Source organism: Pedobacter westerhofensis (assembly GCF_900182595.1).
GTDB lineage: Bacteria > Bacteroidota > Bacteroidia > Sphingobacteriales > Sphingobacteriaceae > Pedobacter > Pedobacter westerhofensis.
The window spans coordinates 72,309-96,305 of the sequence record NZ_FXTN01000017.1 but is presented as its reverse complement, the minus strand read 5'-3'; the positions used below and the strand labels follow the sequence as shown (position 1 = coordinate 96,305).

At 38.2% G+C, this 23,997-nt stretch carries 18 protein-coding genes and 1 pseudogene; 12 read left to right on the top strand and 7 right to left on the bottom strand.

All coding sequences use genetic code 11. The features are described from left to right. Window positions 1-145: 145 nt before the first annotated feature. Window positions 146-355 carry a transposase gene (locus FN831_RS28510; RefSeq protein WP_142531127.1) on the bottom strand — a complete coding sequence of 70 codons (210 nt, stop codon included), beginning with the start codon at window positions 353-355 and terminating at the stop codon, window positions 146-148. A 1,209-nt stretch (window positions 356-1,564) separates the two neighbouring features. Here FN831_RS28510 and FN831_RS25910 point away from each other — a divergent pair. The 5 genes and pseudogenes from FN831_RS25910 to FN831_RS25890 all read left to right on the top strand — a co-directional run. Continuing rightward, window positions 1,565-1,786: pseudogene (locus FN831_RS25910) on the top strand (transposase); the annotation flags it as partial. Between the two features lie 1,359 nt (window positions 1,787-3,145). Continuing rightward, on the top strand, window positions 3,146-3,709 hold the full coding sequence (locus FN831_RS25905) for a hypothetical protein (RefSeq protein WP_142531120.1): 564 nt from the start codon (window positions 3,146-3,148) through the stop codon (window positions 3,707-3,709). A 24-nt stretch (window positions 3,710-3,733) separates the two neighbouring features. Beyond that, window positions 3,734-4,507 carry a glycosyltransferase family 2 protein gene (locus FN831_RS25900; protein ID WP_142531119.1) on the top strand — a complete coding sequence of 258 codons (774 nt, stop codon included), beginning with the start codon at window positions 3,734-3,736 and terminating at the stop codon, window positions 4,505-4,507. Between the two features lie 29 nt (window positions 4,508-4,536). Next, complete coding sequence (locus FN831_RS25895; RefSeq protein WP_090559865.1) at window positions 4,537-4,728, top strand: cold-shock protein; 192 nt, start codon at window positions 4,537-4,539, stop codon at window positions 4,726-4,728. 127 nt (window positions 4,729-4,855) lie between these two features. Further along, window positions 4,856-6,424 carry an MGH1-like glycoside hydrolase domain-containing protein gene (locus tag FN831_RS25890; protein WP_142531118.1) on the top strand — a complete coding sequence of 523 codons (1,569 nt, stop codon included), beginning with the start codon at window positions 4,856-4,858 and terminating at the stop codon, window positions 6,422-6,424. A gap of 4 nt (window positions 6,425-6,428) precedes the next feature. Here the strand turns inward: FN831_RS25890 and FN831_RS25885 are convergent, their stop codons facing one another. Genes FN831_RS25885 through FN831_RS25875 form a run of 3 tightly spaced genes read right to left on the bottom strand, consistent with a single transcriptional unit; the run spans window position 6,429 to window position 9,004 of the window. Then, entirely contained in the window at window positions 6,429-7,628 is a 1,200-nt protein-coding gene (locus FN831_RS25885) for a glycosyltransferase (RefSeq protein ID WP_142531117.1), read from the bottom strand. 16 nt (window positions 7,629-7,644) lie between these two features. Then, window positions 7,645-8,286: a glycosyltransferase family 2 protein gene (locus FN831_RS25880; RefSeq protein ID WP_142531116.1), complete on the bottom strand. Its 642-nt coding sequence runs from the start codon at window positions 8,284-8,286 to the stop codon at window positions 7,645-7,647. A gap of 7 nt (window positions 8,287-8,293) precedes the next feature. After that, the gene (locus tag FN831_RS25875; RefSeq protein WP_142531115.1) at window positions 8,294-9,004 is read right to left on the bottom strand and encodes a glycosyltransferase family 2 protein; all 711 of its coding nucleotides are present in this window, start codon (window positions 9,002-9,004) and stop codon (window positions 8,294-8,296) included. Window positions 9,005-9,161: 157 nt separating this feature from the next. Here FN831_RS25875 and FN831_RS25870 point away from each other — a divergent pair, with 157 nt between their 5' ends. After that, window positions 9,162-10,028 carry a glycosyltransferase family 10 domain-containing protein gene (locus tag FN831_RS25870; protein ID WP_142531114.1) on the top strand — a complete coding sequence of 289 codons (867 nt, stop codon included), beginning with the start codon at window positions 9,162-9,164 and terminating at the stop codon, window positions 10,026-10,028. A 5-nt stretch (window positions 10,029-10,033) separates the two neighbouring features. Here the strand turns inward: FN831_RS25870 and FN831_RS25865 are convergent, their stop codons facing one another. Next, window positions 10,034-10,672, bottom strand: coding sequence for a glycosyltransferase family 2 protein (locus FN831_RS25865; protein ID WP_142531113.1), 639 nt, complete (start codon window positions 10,670-10,672; stop codon window positions 10,034-10,036). A 125-nt stretch (window positions 10,673-10,797) separates the two neighbouring features. Between FN831_RS25865 and FN831_RS27990 the strand changes: the two genes are divergently transcribed. The 5 genes from FN831_RS27990 (at window position 10,798) to FN831_RS25840 (ending at window position 18,015) form a co-directional block, all read left to right on the top strand. Further along, the gene (locus FN831_RS27990; protein ID WP_221931411.1) at window positions 10,798-11,655 is read left to right on the top strand and encodes a glycosyltransferase family 10 domain-containing protein; all 858 of its coding nucleotides are present in this window, start codon (window positions 10,798-10,800) and stop codon (window positions 11,653-11,655) included. A gap of 625 nt (window positions 11,656-12,280) precedes the next feature. After that, window positions 12,281-14,482 carry an alpha-galactosidase gene (locus FN831_RS25855; protein WP_142531112.1) on the top strand — a complete coding sequence of 734 codons (2,202 nt, stop codon included), beginning with the start codon at window positions 12,281-12,283 and terminating at the stop codon, window positions 14,480-14,482. A 115-nt stretch (window positions 14,483-14,597) separates the two neighbouring features. Beyond that, window positions 14,598-15,308 carry a hypothetical protein gene (locus FN831_RS25850; RefSeq protein ID WP_142531111.1) on the top strand — a complete coding sequence of 237 codons (711 nt, stop codon included), beginning with the start codon at window positions 14,598-14,600 and terminating at the stop codon, window positions 15,306-15,308. 96 nt (window positions 15,309-15,404) lie between these two features. Continuing rightward, window positions 15,405-17,375 (top strand): glycoside hydrolase family 97 protein, encoded by a 1,971-nt coding sequence (locus FN831_RS25845; protein ID WP_142531110.1) that lies wholly within the window; start codon window positions 15,405-15,407, stop codon window positions 17,373-17,375. 199 nt (window positions 17,376-17,574) lie between these two features. After that, window positions 17,575-18,015 (top strand): Hsp20/alpha crystallin family protein, encoded by a 441-nt coding sequence (locus tag FN831_RS25840; RefSeq protein ID WP_142531109.1) that lies wholly within the window; start codon window positions 17,575-17,577, stop codon window positions 18,013-18,015. 855 nt (window positions 18,016-18,870) lie between these two features. Here the strand turns inward: FN831_RS25840 and FN831_RS25835 are convergent. Both FN831_RS25835 and FN831_RS25830 read right to left on the bottom strand, forming a co-directional pair. Next, complete coding sequence (locus FN831_RS25835; RefSeq protein WP_185960607.1) at window positions 18,871-19,506, bottom strand: FkbM family methyltransferase; 636 nt, start codon at window positions 19,504-19,506, stop codon at window positions 18,871-18,873. A gap of 95 nt (window positions 19,507-19,601) precedes the next feature. Continuing rightward, complete coding sequence (locus tag FN831_RS25830) at window positions 19,602-21,092, bottom strand: alpha-L-fucosidase (RefSeq protein ID WP_142531107.1); 1,491 nt, start codon at window positions 21,090-21,092, stop codon at window positions 19,602-19,604. 1,395 nt (window positions 21,093-22,487) lie between these two features. Between FN831_RS25830 and FN831_RS25825 the strand changes: the two genes are divergently transcribed. After that, the gene (locus FN831_RS25825) at window positions 22,488-23,411 is read left to right on the top strand and encodes an IS3 family transposase (RefSeq protein WP_142531106.1); all 924 of its coding nucleotides are present in this window, start codon (window positions 22,488-22,490) and stop codon (window positions 23,409-23,411) included. Window positions 23,412-23,997: the final 586 nt, after the last annotated feature.

Here is a 23,997-nt window from a genome sequence, read left to right as displayed (position 1 = left end):
AACGACTTAAAGCCTTCGGCGACTTCTTCCTAGGTGGAGGCTGACCGCCTCCACCTAGGAAGAAGTGGTGTTGACACAGTTCGCTTTACACTCCCAGCCTGAAGAGTTCTGACGTGATTTATTTATTTCCGAAATGATCTTATCTCTAATTAAAGATAGCAAGCTGCAGAGATAGCCTCCGGTAAATATCCTTTATAATTTTGGTAAAGTCCTTAGTACTTAAACCCAAGCGATAAAGACCAACTACCTTATCTTTAACTTCCTTTGTAATAATTGCCTGTCGTTTAGGTAAAACGATGGGCTCAAAACTCCCGGCACAGTCACGGTTAGTTTCCAGATCAAACTCGCCAGAGATACTTTTGACGCATTAAGCTTTCTTGCCAATGCGCCCATTGGAGTCTCCTGTGACCTTTTCTTCTTTTAGATTAACACCCAGCTCACCTTCAAGGCGGCTCCAGAAAGTGATTTAATAACGGGGCAAAATGCCAGTTTCACTGTTAAATGGCTTACCAGCATTCATGCCTTAGATCGCCTCTGCTGTGAAACGCTCAAAATCGAAGTCATTTTTCTCGATCACAATTTGTTCATAAAGTTAAAAAATCAAGTTCTTGATTCCTAACTGAGACAATTCATTTTACAATTCTTTAAGCCTTCAATTCCAACTAATTTGAATGAGCCATTTTTTTAACGTGGAAGGTGAAAAGCCACACTTCCTGCAAACAACTCCTGCATTCCATAATTTAAACTAATACTATCCAACTAAGCCGAGTTTTATTTCAAATTTCATCCCTAAAATTAATTTAGATTGGTTGAAAGTTAAGGTACTTCGATCAATTTTACGAATGGTTATTGAAATGATGTCCGCAAATTCCGCATAATATTAGATTTCAAAGGAAAAATTATAACAGCATGCACTAGATTTTATGCTTTCATCTGATAAGATTGGTCACCTCTACAATTGCTGTTACTACCCTCTTTAGTCAAAACATTATGATTCTTGTAATTATTTAACTGTAAAAACTTAGTTCTCTTGGCACATCCCCAAGGCCAAACTCACCTAAAACCTTTACAATGAAATTTAAACATCTTTTAGATAGACATATTTTTTACTGTGATAGGGGTCGAAAGGCTGGCATAACTCCGTTTCTAATCCTTCTAAAATATACTGGCGAATGTTAGGAGATAATGGTTCAGCTGGATGAATATTCTGACCCTGTGCATAAATAGCACATATTTTATGGCCACATATATAGCCAGGCTTTACAGTTATTCTATGGTAATTAGTAACATCTAGTGGGTTTCCCCCCGAAAAGGCATACCATGATCGTTTCATAAGAATAGGATTTGATATTAAAAATAAAGAATTTATCGGCTGAAAAATAAGACATATGATACAATTTTATAGTTGGGTCAATATTGTTTGGAAAGGCAATGTTAAAGTTGATTTGATAGTGCCTTGAATTTTGTATAGTTAGCAAAAAATTTAGACCGTATTGTATTTAAAGGATCATCAAAGAAGGAAAACTTCTTTGTGCTAAATTCAGAACTTTAAGTACAAAACAATTTGGAAAAGAACGACTTATGGTTACCGAAGGACTTTTTTAAGCAGTTTAAGTCCAAGGAACACTTTGATGAATTTTTTCAGGGAATGTTCAAACAAGGTATTAATGAAATGCTTCAGGGGGAACTTGATGATCAACTTGGCTATGAGAAGCACGCTTCTGAAGGGCGTAACAGTGGAAACTCCCGCAACGGTTCCAGCAGTGAGAAGGTTAAGAGTGAGAGCTAAAGCGATTTGGTTTTATCCATTTCTCGGGATCGCAATTCATGATACTAGCTGTTTCGCAATTAGCAATCATCTAAAAATTCCCTATAAATCCCTTTAATAGCGGGTCAAAGTGACCGCACATATAATATATGATTGTAAGCCTTCTTCTGATGAACTTTAGCTGACTTAGTAATTTTAAATAGTTGAAAGCTTTTAGGCTTTATTCTTTTGTTTTTCGGACTGTCTGTTTGTTCAACAGCTTTTGTTGATAAGGGAGGAAGGTGTTCGCATTTCATTTTTTATACCTTATCTGCATAAATTGGCGATCAAGGAGGAAAGTACTTCCTGGCTTTTGCCTGGAAGTACTCAACTATGTATTTTATGACCAAACACTTTTCAAAAACTTTCTCGTCAGTTTTGCTGCACCATGGTTAACAAAATGCTACATTAAATCGACTGATTGCGCTGAATTATTGATTAAATGCCATTTATTGACAACAGCTAATGAAATTGATTAACTGACCAATTACTCATCAAAAAGTTATTTTATAAAGGTATGGCTTACCGATTTGCGGCACAGCATTACTTGATACCGTTCTGGAAGATACTATGATTTGCTGTATAAAAGGTTCTAGTGGGGACACTGGAGTGGTTAATGGAGTGGGCGTACCAACGTAATATGCATAAATAACACATATTTGTGCTGTTCCAATACACTCCCAATTATAATCTACATAATTATAGCTACCAGCCGCTAAATCAGAGCCGGTGTGATTGTATGCGAACCATCCTCTTGGCATATTCATTACACCTTTATATATCAAAAGGTGTCAAAAACTTTAGTTACATCTACTCTATTCACGGTTTTCGATATCCCCGTAGTTTGCAACATCTACTCCTGATTGACTCGGAAAATGTCTGTCTATTAAAGCGCCATTCTGCGATTAGTCTTCCACATTATTTCTACTATTATAGTCGTCGCTGTTATAGAATAGTAAATATTTCTCCCAAAATTCGTGTTTAAATACCAAATTCAGGTCGTCAAATGCCCCAAAAACAAGTGGGCGCCTGATCTTGATCGACTTGAATCACCTTCAATTATTACAAATAGAATTGATTAATAATCTGTTGTTTTCTGGAATGAGGACCTTTATAATATTTAAAATTATATTTAAATAAAATCATATTATAAAAACTATCTTATAGTATTGCTTTATGAGAATTACTACTTAAAAAAGTTTAAAAAAATACTATCAAAACGTATTGGCGTTTCGCAGGGGTCAAAAGTCCCTAAAATTTACTAAATCGATATTTAATTGCTTTTCTTGCTACCTTGTATCCATTAGATAACTTGAACTATTTATCAAAATACGCACTATGAAATTGATAGAGAAAATTAATCGTCATGAGGTACTTAGAAGATGGGCGGTAGGGGAGGTATATTCTGAATTCTTCAATCCAGTCTATGAATCTTCAAGACAGGAGACCTTGACTATGCTTTTATCCGGAAGTCATTATTTGGAAAAAGAGGGAATTGATCACGTTTTAGAATTGAAACAGGGGCTGGTTGATTCCATATCATTATACATCAATTGGTACCGTGCTATTCTGGAACTAAATAAATCAGATCTTGATATGGTGTACACGCTGCAGTTACCAGGCTGGAGAAGAAATACTGATGGATCATATCTAATTTCTGATGCAGCCAGAAACATAAGTCAAGTGCCGCATCTTGATTCGCGGGTGACAGGAATCTATAGGGCGCTCAAGAATAAAGAAGTAAAATTGGAAGGTATCACATTATTGGCCGTTGACAAAGTAGGTCCATATGTTGCTGTGGAGGGAACTGGGAGGTTAACAAGTATTTACATGGCACAACAGCTGGATCATTTGGATATTATGGACAATAATGAAGTAGAAGTTACTTTGGGATTGTATTAGTGAAAAATTAAAATAGATTCAATTATGGAAGGTGTAACAGAAATCGACATGGTGATCTTAAGTTATGCATACAATTCAGAGTTAAGGGCAATTACAAAAAAATGTATAAATTCATTAGTAGAATCAGAAAACAGCAGCAAGATTAAGTTTAATATTTTGGTATTAGAATCTGAAAAGAGATTAAATGAATATCAATATCAAAATACAACTACTCTTTATCCTGCTGATGATTTTGGGTATAATAGATATCTGAATATTGGTATAGAAGCTACATCATCAAAGTACATCTGTCTCTGTAACAATGACCTTATCTTTCATCGTTCTTGGGCAACGGAGATGCTCAACGCCTTTAATACTTACTATGATCTTTCCAGTGCTTCACCAATTTGCAGTAAACATCATCCACGTCTGGGATTCGAGATAAATAGCGGATTGTATACCGGGTATAGAAATAGGTACGAGGTAGCAGGTTGGTGTTTATTTTTGAAAAGAGATGTTTTGAGAATTACTGGGAAACTGGACGAGAACTTTAGGTTCTGGTGTGCAGATAACGATTATGCAAATACTATGGCCAACTTGCATCTGAGGCACGCTTTAATTTCGTCATCTATTGTGGATCATCTGGGAGAAGCTACTTCCGGACGGACAATGCCTGAAAATGATGAACATTTTACAGCAAACGAATTCTTTTATTTTGAAAAAAAGTGGAATTGCAGAGTAGGTAAGGATTGGCATCCATTAGACCTTGAAAAAAATATAATTCCAGAACGGTCACTGTTTACGGATTATTATGTTTAAGTTTGTGCTTTATTTATAATTATAATACAATGCAAGAAGGAGTAGTAAAATTTTTTAATGAAACTAAAGGTTTCGGATTTATTGTACCAGCTAATGGTGATAGTGAAATCTTTGTTCATTCAACAGGCCTAATGGCTAGCATCCGTGAGAACGATAAAGTTACTTACGATGTAGAAGACGGTCGCAAAGGCCTTAACGCAGTTAATGTACAGTTAGTTTAACTAACACATCATAAACGATCAGCCAGTCCTTACAGGGCTGGTTTTTTTGTTTAAGACTGTTGAGGACAGTTCCTCATTTCTATTTCATTATTTTTGTAGGTATAACCAAATAGACCTGCAAAACCTTATGAAATCCATTACGACATTGCTTTTCATTCTGAGCTTTTTTTTTATTCCAGATGTTGTTGTTGCCCAGAATTACGTTGATACTTACATTTTAGATTCTCTGGTTTCAGAGAATTCTTTTCTGGCAAAGAAGCCAAACACATCCAGCACTCCAGTTTATGAGAATATTAAGGTAAAATTACCTGAACCGATATGGCCTGCAAGAAAGGATGTTATTTCATGTTATTGGAAGGCCTGGCAATTGGCATTTTTAAATGTTCATTCAGTGACAGCTGAGAATGGATTCCTGGAACCTTACATAGATCCTGCATTTAACAAACACATCTTCATGTGGGATACCAGTTTCATGGTTTTATTCGGCAGATATGGACACCGTGCCTTCAATTTTCAGGCTAGCTTGGATAACCTTTATCATAAACAACATAAGGATGGCTTTATTTGTCGTGAAATATCTACTCTGGACGGAAATGAGTTATTTGAACGTTTTGATGCCTCCAGTACAGGACCTAATATAATGCCTTGGGCAGAATGGGAGTATTTTCTAAATTTCGATGATAAAGTTCGCTTGCAAAAAGTATTTGCTCCTTTATTAGCCTATTATAGATGGTTCAGGACTAACCGCTCCTGGCCTGATGGTGCGTACTTTTCAACAGGATGGGGATGTGGAATGGACAATCAACCTCGCGTGCCCAAAGGCTTTAATAATGAGTTTAGTCATGCTTTTATGTCATGGATCGATACATCTTTACAGGAGGTTTTTGCCGGTAAAATCCTTATCGCAATGGCCAGGAAGCTAGGACGTGAGAAAGATGTTATTAATATTGAAACTGAAACAGATCAGTTAACACATCATATCAATACCAGGATGTGGGATGAAAAAACATCGTATTACTATGACAGGTTCCGCGACGGATCATTATCCAATGTGAAGAGTATTGCTTCCTTCTGGGCACTCCTTGCAGAAGTTGTGCCTTCTAACAAACTGGATAAGTTTATTAGCCACCTTGAAAATCCCAGGGAATTTGCGCGTTTACATCGTGTACCTATGCTATCCGCAGATCATCCTGTTTTCACCCCAGGAGGTAATTACTGGCAGGGTGGGGTGTGGGCCCCCACTTCTTATATGGTTTTGCGGGGCTTAACAAAATATAAACGAGATTCTCTCGCTTTTGAAATTGCATATAATCATTTGGATAATGTAGTGAAGGTATATAATCAAACCGGTACGCTATGGGAAAATTATGCTCCTGATCGCGTTGAAGGAAAATACCAGAAAGATCTTGTTGGCTGGACGGGTTTAGTTCCCATTTCAGTGTTATTTGAATATGTCTTTGGCCTAAGACCAAACGTTCCCGAAAATATGATTGTCTGGGATGTTCGACTGACCGATGAATTTGGCATAAAAAAATATCCATTCAAAGCCAAAGGATTGATCAACTTTTGGGCGGCAAAGCGAAAGAAAAATACTGATGAACCAAGGATCAAAGTAGAGTCGAACATTGCGTTTGACCTAAAGTTAATCTGGACTGGAGGGACCCGCGTAATCCATGTAAAGCCGATCAGATCCTAAAGCATCACTGTTCATTAGTCACCCATAAATCACTCATTCTGAGGATATAATTATTGACCATTTCCTGAGAATACTCTTCCAGAAGATAACTTCTTCCATCTCTATGGGGAACGTTCAAATGCTTGAAGATTAACTGCTCTAAACTACCGATGATATTTTCTGCATTATATGCTTCCTTAACTTTTTGTCTGGCAGCAGCTGATAGGATCATCCTGTAGCCTTCGTTGACATACAAATAATACAGCACATCTACTATTTGGTCGATATGACGTTCAACCACTAAACCAGTTTTACCATTGTCAACTAATTCAATTTGAGCATTATCTTTCTTCGGAGTACTTACTGTAACGACCGGAATTCCAGCTGTCATAGCTTCAGCAATTACCATCCCAAAAGTTTCTCCAAAATCACTTGCTGCAAGGAATACGTCCATACACCTATAATAAATTAATAGAGTTTGCAGATTTGGCGTGTTTGCAAGAATTAACAGCTGATCAAAAATCTTTAGCTCTTTAGCATGTAAAATAATTTCAGGCGTGCTGCCTACCAATAAGAATCTGGCGTTATTTACTTTATGTGCAAATTTGGCAAAAGCATCAAGCGTAATTAAATCAAATTTTGCATTATCTGCCCTACCAATTCTACCTACAATGAATGAATTCTGCAGACCATGTTGCTCTTTGAAACGTTGAACCTGCTCAGGCCTGGGACTCAAATTTTCAATATGGTGAATGTCGACAGGATAAGGAAGTACTTTTCTCTTCAATGCAAAATTGTTGGGTAAATTCTGGTCATAAAACATTCTCCGGACAAGTATCATTCTGGAAATGTATAGATCATAGTCTATTATATCATATAGGGGCGTGGGTTTATAAGCTCCGAAAACATTTGTCTGTATAACCAATTTGGGCTTATTAGCGCTTACTACTGCGAAGAATTCCGGGTCTAAGGTACCGTAACCATGCCAATGGAACACATCTGTTTGCTGTAGTAACTCGGCCAATTTCTTTAAGTCTCTATTTAGCACGACAACAGGGATACCAAGTTCCTCGATTAGTGTTACTCTGGGGCCGCCCTCACGAAATGCCACAACTGTCACCTCGAAATATTCTTTATTCAAATACTTACTATACAGCTGCAGTGCATATTCGGTACCGCCCAGGCCTAATTCATTTCCTGCTTCAATTATCTTAATTTTATTCATATGCCATTAAATTGTTTTACAAGGAATTTATTTTGTGTGAAGGATTTTCAAAATATTTCCTGGTGGTATTTCTGGGATGTAGGATAGCAATAAAACCATCTATATACTCGTGCGCATATAATATGGCGCCGGAATTTTTCAGGAAATCACTATCCTCACCAGCTTGCAAATCTTTAAAAGAATATTTTTCCCAGAATGACTTTCTATAAGCTAGTGTTGCACCATTTAACCAACCCCTATAGTTTGGATTATTTCTGTTAAGGCTTGTTCCTTTCCACAATGTATCCGTGATAACTGAATAAAAATTTACATGTTCAATACCCGTTATATCTGCTCCAAAGCTTGTCAAAAAGTGAACCTGTTGCGTAATCCAGTCTGCTGCGTGCCAATCGTCGTCATCCCAATGCATAATGATCTCTCCACTGGCACGTTTGCAAGCCTCATTGCGCTTTAGTCCAACGCTCCGTTTTTGTTCAAAATAGTAATGCTTAATACGACTATCTGCTGGAAGTAAATGCGATACGGAAGCTGTACCATCATCAATGATGATGAGTTCTGCATTAGGATAATCCTGCTGCAAAAAGTTTTCGGTTGCTAAAGGAATATATTTCTGCCTGTCAGCTGTAGGCATTATACAAGAGACCCGGGGTTCTTTCATGAATTAATTATTGAAGGTTAATCTGTGTTTCAAATTGTTGACGCAATTGTTTTGATGCGCCTACGTCGAGTTTATCACTGATATTCAGAAATTTCTGGAAATGAATACCAGAGACACTGTTTGTCTTATGTCTTACATATGAATACAGGAAGGGGGCGTTATCAATCTTTAATAAATACCCCTTGTAGTCCAGTTCTTTCAGTAAATAAAGTTCCTCACCGGTGTTGCTGTCATTGTAAGGGTTTCGTGTGATCAGATCTTTCTTACATATGAACGTACCGCCCCAGTGATGGGGGTAGGAGAGGTAAGCTTGATCCGTAACGTAATCGTAGATAATTATCTTTGAGAGAATTCCACACTGGTAATAGTTTCCCTGCATACTATTAAACTGGTGAGTTATTCTGTTATAATGATAAAGATCGTCATCATCCCAGGTGCATATGTATTCACCATTGCAATTTTCAATAGCCGTGTTTCTCGCCATTCCCAACGACTCATTCTCTTGACGTTCGATGGTCGTAATATTCAATCCTGAAACCTCTACCACTTTTTTTATCAATCTCCTGGTATCAATATCATTCTTGGGATAAGAAATTACAAGTTCTCTGTTGGGATAGTTTTGCGCGTCAAAGCTTACTATGTTTTTTAGAAGCATTTGAGGACGGTTATTCGTGATGCAAATACAAGAAATTAACGGATGTGCCAGTCTGATTTTCATAAAGTAGCGATTCTAATTATGGGTGATGGAGTAATTTCATGGTTCAATTTAGAAATCATACGAAGCCTGAACTAGGGTCACATGCCCCGTAATAGGCTCCATAATAATATTAAAATAGCTATTGGTTAACTTAGATCTGAATCAAAAAAATAAGATTATGAAGGTCAAATTCTTTTCAGATTACGAGGTTTCAGAGAAGTTGCTCGATAGATTTAAAGCAAATTACGATGTGTATGACGATGCAATTCAATTTACAACAGGTGAAGATTATGACTACGCTGTTGCATTTAACAGGGCCGACGGGCACCATAAGCCGGGGACAAAGTTAATTACTGTGATTCAGGAGCCTACCTTTAGCGAAGCCTTTGAGCACGGAGATTCTTTAACAAATAGCGATTATCTATTGGTACATGATAAAGAGCTATTTGAGCGGATATGGAATGTTAAATTGGGTAAGAAAGTCATCGAGTCGCCTGCTTACATGTTCTATCACGACCGGGTAGACCACCATTTTTATGATGGAGTAGAGCATATCATGAAACAGAAAAAAATCTCAATGATCGTATCAGCTCATCATTTTAAATGGGGCAACTACCTGAAGCGAATAAATGTGCTCAATCAGATTTTAAAGTCAGACCTGGATATTGATATTTATGGAAGAAACTGGTATATTCAAGATGACAGGTATAAAGGTGAATTGCAATATAAACATGTTGGACTATTACCTTATGAATATTCTATCGCAATAGAAAACTCTCATGAAAAAAACTATATATCTGAAAAGTTTTTTGACTGCGTTCTATGTAATACTGTTCCTATTTACAATGGAGCCCCTAATATCAATGATGTATATGATAATCGTTACTTCAGGACAATAGATCTGGATAGCCCAACAATCGTAGAGGATATCAAGGCGATTATTGCCCGGCCTTCACCGGGTTGTATGGTAAACAAAGAGATCTATATTAAGAATTATAATTTATACACAAAGCTGAAAGAAATCATCTTTGAAGTGGATTGCTGATATTGCTAGATATTTTTTTTATGCTTTAGATTTTCAAATGGTTTAACAGTTGTATTATGCTGATGCAAAATGGCAATAAATCCATTGATGTAATCGTGGGCATATACCCTGGCTCCATCGTGTTGTATAAAATCATCATCTTCACCTTTTTGGAGATCTTTAAAGGGATGTTTTTTCCAGTACGATTTCCAGTAGGCGAGGGTTGCCCCATTTAGCCAAACACGTGAATTTGGATTATTCCGATTGTTTGCATCCCCCTGCCAGAATGTATTCATGATAGGAGAAAAGTAATGTACATGTTTAATGCCAGTGATGTCGGCGTCATTGTCAATCAAAAAGTTAACTGAACGGCTGATCCAGTCCATAGCATGCCAGTCATCATCGTCCCAATGCAAAATAATATCTCCTTTTGCCAGGTTAATGGCGTAGTTTCTTTTTAGGCCTATGGTGCCAAGAGGCTCTGTGTAAAAGTAACGGATGCTTTCATGGTCAGGAATCAAACTGGAGACTGCTGTTTTTCCGTCGTCGACGATAATTAATTCTGAATGTGAATAGTTCTGCTCTAAAAAATACCTGATAGCAAAAGGAATATATTTCTCCCTGTTCGCGGTAGGCATGATGCAGGATACGAATGGTGATTTCATAGTTTTTTTAGGCAATTTAGAAAGCTTTGGTTGTCTTAGCGAGGGTCATAAGTCGCAAAACATGCAAGGTCATTTCAGCATAAATCCGCAATGCTTAACTTAGAAATTATCAATTTATATCATATATGAATGTCAGGTTTTTTTCTAATTATGCTACATCAGAAGAGCTGTTAAAGAGGTTCTTAGCGAACTACAGTGTTTGGGATGACGAGCTAAGTTTCAAATTAAATGAGGATTATGAATATGCTGTAGTTTTTAACAGGACGGATGAAATAATTCGCCCATCTGCCAGAATCATAACGATTATCCAGGAACCCTCATGGAGCAAAGCAAATGAAAATAATAGATTTTTACGAGATAGTGATTATCTTATAGTCCATGATGCTGAATTATTTGAGCGTTCCTACGGAATTAAGTTGGGAGGGCAGGTGATAGAATCTCCGTCATATATGTTCTTCCATGATAGGGTAGACAAAACCTTTTTTCACTACGCCGCCTCGACGAAGAAGGTCAAAAAGTTATCAATGGTAGTCTCATATCTAAACAAGCCTTTGGGTATCTATCAGAAACGTACCAATCTGCTCCATAGGATTTTAGATTCAGATCTGGATATTGATATCTATGGTTGGAGGTTGAACATCAAAGATCCAAGGTACAAAGGATTCATTGATTATAAGTTCACTGGATTATTGCCTTATGAATATTCAATTGCTATTGAAAATTCAGAAGAAAAAAATTATGTAACGGAAAAGTTTATAGATTGCGTTTTATGCAATACTATTCCAATTTATCATGGGGCACCAAATGTCGATCAGATATATGATAATAGATTTTTTAGCCGCATTGATCCTCAAAGTACAACGATAATCGAGGATATCAAAGCGATAATTACAAAACCGGCACCATATTCTATGGTTAATAAGAGAATTTACATGGAGAATTATAACCTTTATAAGCAACTAAAAGACCTTATACTTTGCTAACCATATCTGTCCCTGAAAATAAAGCAATGACTACATAAAGTATAATAAGCGATCCATCTAATCTTTTAGCTGGATTGCTTATTATATAATCTAATTTTTTAATACTACTATCTTGGGATCTGTGCCAGTTGGTTGCGGTACCCCGGTAGCGATTGCGTTTGCAATGTGCATTATCAGTTTGTGAGAAAATTCAAAGGGCTGATCTTCGTATCCATCAGCATAGATGGCACATATATTTTTTCCAGTAACGCACCTTGGTGTTACATTTACTAACTGATAACTTTCTGGGCTTAATGGATTCCCATAAATGTAGACATACCATTGTTTGTGTTTATGTTTATCACCCATAATCATTTGGTTTTTACTAAAAACTCTAAAAATTTAGGTATTCGCCTACTCTAGCCAGGGTTTTCAGCTTCCCCCTTTTTAAATTTAAAAGTATAAAAAACATGATGGGTCAAACAGGACATCTGGCTCTAAATATAAGAACTCATCAAATTGCCAGGTAGCTGATTAAACTATAATGTTTTGCTAAAACATTTTAATTCAGTTGATTGGGGGTTGTCAATATAATGGCTTTTATTTTAAATAATCTCTGTATATATTCGGCCAGCCAAATATAAAAATGAAGAAAATACTGACAATTCTATTGATGTGCATTGCACAAATAGCCTTTGCACAAACCGCGATTTCATCCTTACCCATATGGAGGGATGAACAAGCAAATATGCCTGAGGACTGGCTACTTGACAACGGCAAATACGTCGCTGAGGTATATAGAAGTAAAAATAGTAAAGACATCATTTTAGACAATGGTCTTCTTAGAAGGTCATTTCGTATAAAGCCAAATCTCGCTTGTATTGACTTTCAAAATAAGCGAAACGGTGAACAGCTGGTACGTGCGGTATCACCAGAGGCCAAAATAACCATCAATGGGAAAAATTACAAGATCGGCGGCCTGGACGGGCAGAAAGAAAGAGCATACCTAAAGCCTGAATGGCTGGACCACCTTGTTAGTAATAAGGATGATTTTCAGTTTAAATCTTACATAATTAATGCCCTCGATTCCTATGTCAAATGGAAACCTTCAACACAGCTTTGGGCGTCAAATAAGCACCAGGCGAAAGGCAAAATGTTAACATTGATTTTCGAGTCTGCCAAAGCAGACCTGAAAGGAATAACAGTGAAGGTCAATTATGAACTATACGACAATATTCCCCTAATATGTAAATGGCTAACAATAGAAAATAGCGGAACAATGCCATTTGAGGTCAACGCCGTGATTAATGAAATACTGGCTGTTCCTGAAGAAGAATCTGCAGTGGCGGGTACGACTGTGCAATTTAAAAAACCGCATGGATTATACATTGAAAGCAATTACGCTTTCAACAACTCGATGACAGCACAACTCTCCGATCAGACCACTCATTGGAAAACTGATTCTGCTTTCACCTCTCAGGTAAGTTATTCATTACTGACGCCCTGTGTGCTGGAAGTTTATCCGCCATTTGGGCCTGCGGTGGTGGTAAAGCCAGGCAATGTTTTTAAATCAATCAGAACAAATGAATTGCTGATGGATGGATATGATAGGGAGCGTAACGGTCTGTCCAAGCGAAGAATGTATCGCGCAATTGCGCCATGGACTACCCAAAACCCGATCTTCATGCATTTGATTTCCACGGATCCCAGGAAAGTGAGAGATGCTGTCGACCAGTGCGCAACCACCGGATATGAGGGTATTATATTAAGTTTCGGCAGCGGGATCAATATGGAAGATGTCTCTGATGAAAATATCAGAACTTACAAAGAACTAGCTGAATACGCGCACAAGAAAGGGATTCTTTTCGGTGGGTATTCTTTGTTTTCCAGCAGGAAAATCAATGACGATGAGGATGTGATTGATCCTAAAACGGGAAAGGCTGACGTTCATGCATTATTTGGACATGCGCCATGTCTGGCAAGTAATTGGGGGCTTCAATATCTGGATCACTTAAAGGAATTTATGACCAGGACAGGATTCGATATTTTCGAGAATGACGGTCCATATGCAGGTGATGTGTGTGCATCCAAAAAGCATCCGGGACATACTGGATTAGAAGATTCACAATGGGCTCAAATGGAATTACAGAAAGCGTTTTATCGGTGGTGCAGTGAAAGAAGTATTTACACGAATGTGCCCGACTGGTATTTCCTGGATGGGTCAAACAAAATAGCACTTGGGTACAGAGAGCGGAATTTTTCGCTGCCCCGCGAACAGCAGGTTATCTTAAACCGTCAAAATATTTATGATGGAACATGGGAAAAGACGCCATCCATGAGCTGGGGATTTGTTCCCTTAACAGAATATCAGGGAGGGGGAGCGGCGGCAACTATTGAACCGCTTTCCGACCATCTTGATGTCTATGAACAATTGATGATGCAATATTATGGTGCAGGAATACAAGCTTGCTACCGTGGCCCAAGATTATACGATACGGAGGCAACTAAAGCGGTAGTTTCAAAAGTTATTCGATGGTATAAGACTTATCGGGATATACTCAATGCTGATGTTATTCATTTGCGCCGACCTGATGGGAGGGATTGGGATGGCATCCTTCACGTCAGTACCAATGGTGCTCATCGGGGCTTGGCCATGTTATATAATCCAACCTCAGCGGCGATTACACGAAGTATTAAACTGCCTTTATATTACACGGATTTGAAAAGAACTGCGGTGATAAGAGATAAAGAGCGTCCAGGCAGGTCGTATCCTATTGATGTCACCGGCAATGTGTATTATACCGTGGATATTCCAGCTAAAGGTTATACCTGGCTGGTGATTGAGTAAAGGGACAACCGTTACATAATCAAATCTGCCGAAATGCCGGACAGATTTCTTTGTAAATTGTAGGAAAGGATAAGCTTGCAAAAGCTTATGAATTACAACACACAAATTGATCTGCATGAGTAAATATTTAATCAGTTTCGGTGATGAGAATTATTCCCGGCAAAAAGCATTCTTCACGCAAACCGCTGTGATGTCTGGATTTTTTGATAGTGTAAAAATATCTGTACCAGAAGACATTAGTCCGGTCTTTGCTGCAAAAGTATCTTCCGTAATTCAATTACCGAAGGGGAGAGGGTACTGGCTCTGGAAACCTTTCTTTATTAAACAGGTCCTGGATAGTATCAATGTAAATGATATTCTGATGTACTGTGATGTTGGATGCCTGATTAATCCAGGTGGAAAACAAAGGTTTAATGAATATCTTGATATGCTGAATGACTCAGATACAGGCACTGTGGATTTCGAATTGCCACACAAGGAATACGAATTTACAAAGCAGGAAATTTTTCAGCATTTTGAATGCCAGACAAACATTACCGATACAAATCAACTGATGGCCACTGTGCTTCTTTTCAGAAAGTGTCAGCATACGATGAACATTAGTGACATATGGTATGAGACCGCAAGGGATTATCCTTCGTTATTTACCGACGATACAACGTTGCCGCAAAATGAGAATTATGTAGCACCCCGCCATGATCAGAGCATTTTCAGTGTAATCCGTAAACAGTGGGGCGCAAATAATATTCCGGATGAAACCTATTTTAAAGATTTCAACAGGGATGGTCAGGATTTCCCAATATGGGCTACAAGACTTAGAGGTTGAAAACTGCCTGATCTTTACTGTTTAGAAAAAATTCCTTCAGTCTCGTCATAATGAACGATGCAAGTTATCTTTGAATATATAACCAAATGTATTTTTATGAACAAACTTGTGAAGTTAATGGCGTTGTCTTTAATCATGTATTTCAATACATCTGCAAAAGATTATATTATCATGTCGCCCAATAAAAAAAACATGATCAAAATCTCGGTCGACAAGAAAATATCCTGGTCTGTTTTCAGGAATAATCAATCTTTGATTGCAAATAGCCCCATGTCTATGTCATTGGGCAATGGTCAAAAGCTGGGTGCTTCGCCTGAAGTATTAAAAACGGAGATGAAAAAGATAGACCGTATAATAACAGCTATCGTGCCGGTGCGTAATAAGTATATTCCTGAAGTATACAACGAGATCATCATGATGATGAAGGGAAATTACTCTTTAGAGTTTCGTGCTTATAATGATGGAGTTGCTTACCGTTTTGTAACTGCTTTTGGAAAGCAATTTATCGACATTAAAGATGAAGAGGTCACATTTAATTTCAGTAATGACTGCCAGGTTTATCTGCCTAAAGAAGACAATCCTGAACTGCAGTCTCATTATGAAGCCGAATTCCAACCCTTGAACCTCAAAGATATTTCTTCCAAAACCTACGGATATCTCCCTTTATATATTTCCAGTCCAACAGGTGTGAAAATGGTAGTTACAGAGTCTGATCTTGAGGATTATCCCAATCTTTTTCTTTTTGGAACTGGCAATAACATTCTCAAAGGAAAGTTTCCAAAAGTTATCCTGAAATCGAAAATCAAAGACAATTCGGATAGAAACGAGGAGGTTGTAGAAAAGGCAGACTATCATGCGAAAACGATGGGCAACAGAACATTTCCCTGGAGAGCAATTGTAATCGGTTCATCTGATAAAGAGCTTCTGGAAAGTGAACTGGTATACAAGTTAGCCAAGCCCAATGTTTTGAAGGAAACTGCCTGGATCAAACCAGGGAAGGTAGCATGGGACTGGTGGAATGACAACAATATTTATGGCGTGAACTTTAAGTCGGGTATCAATACGGATACGTACAAATATTATATTGATTTTGCCTCAGACTATGGTTTGGAATATATCATATTGGACGAAGGCTGGTCACGTACAACCACTGATCTGATGGAACCAAACCCCCAGCTGGATCTGCAAGAATTGGTTAGATATGCCACCAGAAAAAAGGTTGGTGTGATTCTGTGGGCCCTTTGGAAACCTCTCGATCAGAATATGGAGGGCATTCTGGACCAGTATGTCAAATGGGGCATTAAGGGTGTTAAGGTAGATTTTATGGCCCGTGCTGATCAATACATGGTCAACTTTTACAAGAGGGTAGCAGAGGCCACAGCCAGACATAAATTGTTATTAGATCTCCATGGTGCGTATAAACCCGTTGGGTTGAACCGTCAATATCCAAATGTTGTTAATTATGAGGGGGTGAAAGGTATGGAACAAAATAAATGGGAGGCCTCTGTTACGCCGGTTCACAATACAACTTTGCCTTTTACCAGAATGGTAGCCGGGCCCATGGATTTTACGCCTGGTGCCATGTTGAATTCCAATAAGGATGAATTTCATATTAACTTTCATTCTCCAATGAGCCGGGGCACAAGGGCACATCAGGCTGCCATGTATGTGGTTTATGACAGTCCACTGCAGATGCTTTGCGATAATCCTTCGAACTACAGAGCTGAGCCGATTTATACCCGGTACATTTCACGTTTCCCAACGGTTTGGGACAAGACAATCGCATTAGAGGGCAAGATTGGAGAATATGTGGTGGTTGCCCGCAAGAAAGGAAAATCATGGTATTTAGGTGGGATGACCGACTGGACTGCAAGAACGTTTCAAGTTCCTTTAGATTTTCTGGATAAGGGAAAATACAAGATTGAAATCTTAAAGGATGGTATAAATGTAGACAAACATGCGGCTGATTACCGGATTACAGTTAGCAATGTAAATTCTGGTGAAGTGCTTTCCTTAGATATGGCTGCCGGAGGCGGATACACTGCAATTTTAACACTTGCTAACTAAATGTATCTTGACGGAAGAAGCTGTATTCCTGTCATTTTGGGCAGTTGTTTCTGTCAAACTTTCATTCTTAATCTGAAAAAATATCAGTGAGTGGCGTACTTGCCGAGTGGTATCAGTTTGGCATTTTACTTGTGATTGTCTTCCCAGATTTGAAAGGTTTATCATTAATTTATTATTCAACTTAAAAGGAGGATTTAATATGTCACTGATTAAATTTAACAGTCCAAAAAATGGCCACACCCTGGCACCAATGTTTAATGATCTGTTTGAATCGTTTTTAAGCGATTCCCCGTTTTCTGACCGTATGATAGCACGTGTGCCTGCCGTTAATATCAGCGAAAATGAAAATGCCTATGCTATTGAGCTGGCAGCGCCAGGTTTAAATAAAGAAAACTTTAAAATTCAGCTTGATAAAAATTTACTGACCATATCAGTAGAGCAGAAGTCAGAAAACAATCAGGATCATAAACAGTATAACAAAAGAGAGTTCAGCTATTCCTCATTTGTGAGATCATTCGCTTTACCTGAAACTGCTGACGATTCCAATATAGACGCTGAATACACTGACGGAATTTTAAAAATTGCAGTGCAGAAAAAAGAAGAGGCAAAAACAATTGCCCGTCAGATTGAAATTAGGTAATCTTTTATTTTAGAAATCAAGCCTTTCAAATTAATACAAGTTGTCTCATCGATACGGTGAGACAACTTTATTTTTAGGGACATACATGGTGTCGCAACTCATGATGCTTGAGATAAGGTGATGTTGAAAATCTCATTGCCGCTGGCTGCCATTTATTATGGGTCATGAGCGTTATGGTAAGGTAACAAGTTTTACTAAATTTGAACTACCATTTGATGAAATCAAGTTATAAATTTCTAGGAATTTGAATTTGTTTTATGATGAATTAAACGGTTGGGAATTCCGAACACCCAGTAGAAAGTAGGATTATTTTAAATTTTTGTAGCTTTTTAATTTACAAAAGCTTCCTCAATTATGAAAAGAGCATGGTACGCTTACGTTGGTAACTTTCTCGGCGACGAATATAACGCAGGTAGTTGGGTGAAAATCCCTCCACATAGTCCGGATTTTCCGGGAATACCCCGATTTGAATGTGTGGGAACACAAAGGCTTTGTGCGATAAACGCATGTTACGCTGGCTCTCCACAGTTCAATATTAATCCTAAGTCTCCACTATCACAGAATATACAGATTTATATTTCACAGGCGAATGTAAATAGTGTCAATGCGTTTCCACAATTTGGATCTAAATACTACCTATATAAGAAAAGCGTCTAACTTTTTTTAGTATAAAACCAAAGTAAGCGATCTATTTAGATTATAGATCGCTTAATATCTTGTGTTGATTCAAATTACATCTTAGGTTGAAACCAGGTGATTAATAGTTTATTAGATCATCTTGTTCCATCGATAGAAGAAGTCATCTCATCATTATTGTTATCAAATTCATTTTTATTGAGAATTAATTCCAAACAGTTAATAATCCAGAAAGCGCCTATTCTTAAATATCTGATCACCTCTGTTGGCCACATAGTCGAACCCAACTGATTTCATAAATTCAGCGATCTCGGGGTCGCCATAATTATTCTCCACAGTGATGATTTTGATATAATACTTGTCGTAATCGATAGATTTTAAAATATCAAGTTCTCCGCCTTCTACATCAACTGAAAGCAGGTCTACAATATGATGTCTGATCACATCCTCAAATCTGTAAGACTTAATTCTAATTAACTCCTTGGTACCTCCGTCACGGATGAGTTCAGTATCAATTCTTTTTAGGTGGTCAGGATGATATTTACTCATCTCGCCACTAAGCATGCGTGGACCATCGCTGATTGACAGGAATTCACTTTCTCCGGTTGAGTCACTGATAATAGCATTAATACAAACAGATTCAGGTCTGTTCTTTACCAACTGCTGATAGATATCCTCCAAAGGTTCAATGCAGTAGCCCGTCCAACCTCTTTTGGCAAAGGCATAAGTGTTGCTGATCAGTACCCCGTCATATGCACCTATGTCGACATAAGTACCACTCATCTGCGAGGAGAAGAAAGTTTCTAAAATATACTGGTCCTGACCAAACTGGCTATAGTAATTTTTATCGCTCATAATCATTTTTTAAATGACAATTTACCCATATATAGGACAGCGACAGAAGACAGATGTCCCTAAAGAGCTTATCGTGCTCTTTAGGGAGAGGGTTGTTATTTTTTTGGTTCTAAATATAAACCCAGGTCACTTACAGTAATACTTACTGGTGCATAGATTTGAATACGAAGTTTTTCTGCGGTTTGATGATCAGCAAATCTAATGATCCTGTTAGCTCCTATACTGGTAGCCGATGTTAGTTTTTCCCATTTTTTATCTTTGTAAATGTCTACTTTAATACTGTCAATTCGCTGACCTAGTTTGATGTTTTCACGAAGTTGCAGAATTGTAAATTCAGTAGGTTTAGTAAATTCCAGGTCAATAGTGGCAGTATGCACGTTATCGTTTGTTGCCCAGTAACTGTAACGATCTGCGTCAGTTAAGTTGGCTACTCCAAATTTCTGATTTTTATTTCTTAGGTCTGATACACTAATCTTTGCTTTTTTGGCAAGGTTTACAGCAAATACTTGTTTCAATAATCTCCCGAACTCTGCCAGAACTTTAACATCATTCTGGTGAAGTAATCCTTCTCTGTTTGGAGATAACCCTAGGTCCATACCACCACCACGACCTACTGAAGTGCAGTATATCTCAAAAAGCTTTTCAACGGACTTTACCTTGTCATCATCTCTGGAGTGATAAAACCAGTTTGGGCGCAGTGGTACATCAGCTTCGAATGGAATCCACTTTTTGCCGTTTCTTGTACCGCTGCCTAAATTGGAAGTATTAATAAATCCTGGCATCGCCGGCCGGTCGTCTGTACTTTTGAGATCAATTGTTGACCAGCAGGTTTCCTTGGCAAATCCTTCTTCATTACCAACCCATCGAACATCCAGGCCAGCATCGCTAAAGATTGCTGCATCAGGTTGCATTTTCCGGGTTATTTTCCAGGTGTTTAACCAGTCATAATAGGTAGCCGGATCAACTTTCCTTTCTTCCTTTCTGCCGCCATAGTAACCATCTCCGCCATTTGCACCGTCATGCCAGCTCATGAAAAGTGGGCCATAGTTTGAATACAATTCTTTTAATTCATTTCGATAGTCTTCTACATATGCAGGTGTTCCGTAATTTAAATTATTTCTGTCCCAGGGCGAACAATAAACACCCAGTTTAAGTCCTTCTTTCTTTGTCGCCAATTGGAATTCCCTCATTATATCACCCTTCCCATTTTTCCATGAGCTTGCACTGATATTGTATTTGGATACTTTGCTTGGCCACATTGCAAAGCCGTCATGATGTTTGGCAACATACACTATGCCTTTAAAACCGCCGGACTTTGCTGCTTTCACAATCTGCAGTGCATCAAAATTAGTTGGTTTGAAAACGTTTGGATCTGCATCTCCATACCCACGTTCTTCTCCTGTAAAAGTGATGGGTGCGAAACAAACCATACAGTACATTTCGGTTTCATGCCATTTTAGCTGTCTGGCACTAGGAATAGCACCATATGGTTTAGGTGTGAAGGAAGAATTCTGTCCATAGCTGATTAAGCTGAGCAAACAAAACGCAAGTGTGGCAATTATACTTTTTTGATTGAACTTGTTCATTTTAGGAATGATATATTTGGTTGTAATAAGTTGAAGTGTAAAATTTAAAAAATCTTACCTGATTATGAAATTCTTGTAATAATTAAACAATTGGGGAAATATACCTCTCGAAAAATTTCTTTACTATATTGTTATGATCTCGTAATGTAAATATAGATCAGGATGCAAAATCCATATAGGTTCCGGTTCTTAAAATTTAACGGATAAATTTAAATTATAGCTGCCATCCCAATAGTTGTCCCGACCGCTAAGACCTTCAAAATCAAGTTGAAATTATTTGATGATGCAGAGGTTAAAGATCTGGAAGAATGGCTCGTAGCGCGAGTCGATTCAGCCGTTATAAACGGAAAAAGGATTTACAGATCTGTATGGTTCCGGACTGGTGCCAATTCTATAAAGCCGGAGTACACACCATTGAAGAATTAGTACGATAATCAAAAATAGAATATGCTTGAACGTGATTTTCATACAAAGCCGTTTTCCTAAAGTTCGCTGCAATTCTGAAACAAGTACAGGCCAGATGAGCCGATTTCTTTAGGGATGAAAAATAACTCAAAGTAATGAAGGTGATGAAAGCTGTAAAACTGTCTTGTTCAGGTAGAGGTTGGTGTTATATCAGCTATAGGGTAGGCCAACGCTACGTAGAAGCTAGGCAAATGCCAGCCGAACGCTGGCTGAAGAATGAACCTGAGCCAGGCCTGACGTCATTATAAGAATAAGACATCGTTCTATATCGCTTCTATACTTTTTCGTATATTGGTTTGTATTGGAATAATCCTAGCCTATGGTTGGTGTATCCTTGGCGTATCCAATTGATATTCCAAGGATACATCAACGATACGGGAATCATATTGCAAAATTACTTGAATACAAGGCGACGCACGAACGATACACGGATATGCCCTAAGCAATCTATTGTATAGTTATTCCAAAAGAAGACATATTACTGATTCACAATTCGGGATCGCTTCGGGATCGCTGTCCGTTTCTGATTTAACTTGACAAATTTTAGAGAAACTCTTAAATTTAATTAAGTTATGGAAAAGCCAAGAATAGGATCGAAAGGTGGTCGTTTAACCATCTACGAAGACAGCTTTAAATTCTGGTAGCCCGCGATTATCTATCGGGCAACTTAAGTCAACTTCAAATTGCCAGGAAGTATGGCCTAACAGAAGGGAACATCTACTATTTTCTAAAGTGGTACAGGCGGCACTTCCTGCAGGTTTCCGAACCACCGCAAAGTTCATCAGGAACAACGTCATCTGACCCTGAATTATCCCGTCAACTGGCTGAGGCGAAACTAAAGATAACAGCCTTAGAGCTATTGTTGAGCAATGCTGAACAGGAAATGGGGGTAAATATTGTAAAAAAGCCTGGTACCAAACGGTCTGCCAAATGAAGGAGATGTATAGTCATTTGTCCTTAAAATATATTTGCAGGCTGTTTGGTAAAAGCCGTCAGGGATGGTACGAACTGGGGCAACATAAAGGCCACAAGGAAATGAAAAATGGACTGATATTAGAAAAAGTTCGTGAAATCAGAACCGACTTTCCTAAAATGGGAAGTGTAAAATTGCGGGTAATGGTAGAGAAAGAGCTGGAAGAGCATCATTTGTCTGTGGGCAGGGATACTTTCCTGCAATTGCTCCGTGATCATGACTTATTGATCAAGAAAAGGCGTAGCTATGTGCGTACAACCAATTCCAATCACCATTTTAAAAAGTGGCCAGATCTAATTAACCGACGCTCCGCGACCATGGCTGAAGAGATCTGGGTGAGTGATATCACTTACTTGCGGATCAAATCCGGATTTGTTTACCTGGCGTTGGTCACAGATGCTTACTCGCGAAAGATCGTAGGTTATAAGCTGAGTCGAAACTTAAAAGCAGAGGGTTGTATGAGCGCCTTAAAAATGGCTTTTAATGATAGAATATATCCACAAAGACCGCTCATTCATCATTCCGACAGAGGGATTCAATATTGTTGTGATGCCTACGTAAGGTTACTCGAAAGATACCAGGTCGCTATTAGCATGACCCAAAATGGTAGTCCTTACGATAATGCAATAGCGGAGCGAATTAATGGAATCTTGAAATTGGAGTGCGGACTCGACCAGACCTTTTCATCCTTTCAACATGCTGAACAAAAAGTGCTGGAAGCGGTCACAAAGTATAATCACAAAAGGCCTCATTTTAGTTGTCAACTCAAAACACCACAATATACACACGCAGCAGCAAAAGAAAATCAGGTCAAGCAATTTCAGGCCTATAATCTCTCAGGTCAAGTGAATTCAGGCGAACCAAAAACAAAGGTCAAGTAAAAACAGTTCAAACTAATAAAACCCAATAATTACTATTCCTAATTTGTCAAGTAATCTCAGTATAAGACACACTTCAGAATCTTGTCGTATATTGTTCGTATACTGTTCGTGCACTGTTTTGTGTTGAGACGTCGTTGAGAGGGGGTTGGATCGGGGTTGGAAGCACGTTGGATCGAATAACAGTCGATCCAACGTGCTTCCAACCTGCTTCCAATCAGCTTCCAAGGCCCTGTCAACACCGAACACTATACGACCAGTATACGAACACTGCTCGAACGCGTACGCCTTTTCCTGCCTGCACTATACAGAGATATATGCAAGCTTCCTCAAAAAATTCCACTAATAGCGTAATTAGGGCAATAATTTTTTTAAAGGAAATCCCCAAATAACCTCCAATAGATATCATCATAAACAGTGACAATACACCAATTATAAACTCCCGATAAAAATTATATTCTGTGCATGCTCAATCCCAAATGGCACATATCAAAATTAAAATTGCAGATATAAATCCAATACCATAAATTAGTACTACTAAATCAGTAGACATTATATTTGTAACACTCATGAAACACGCTTTACTTCT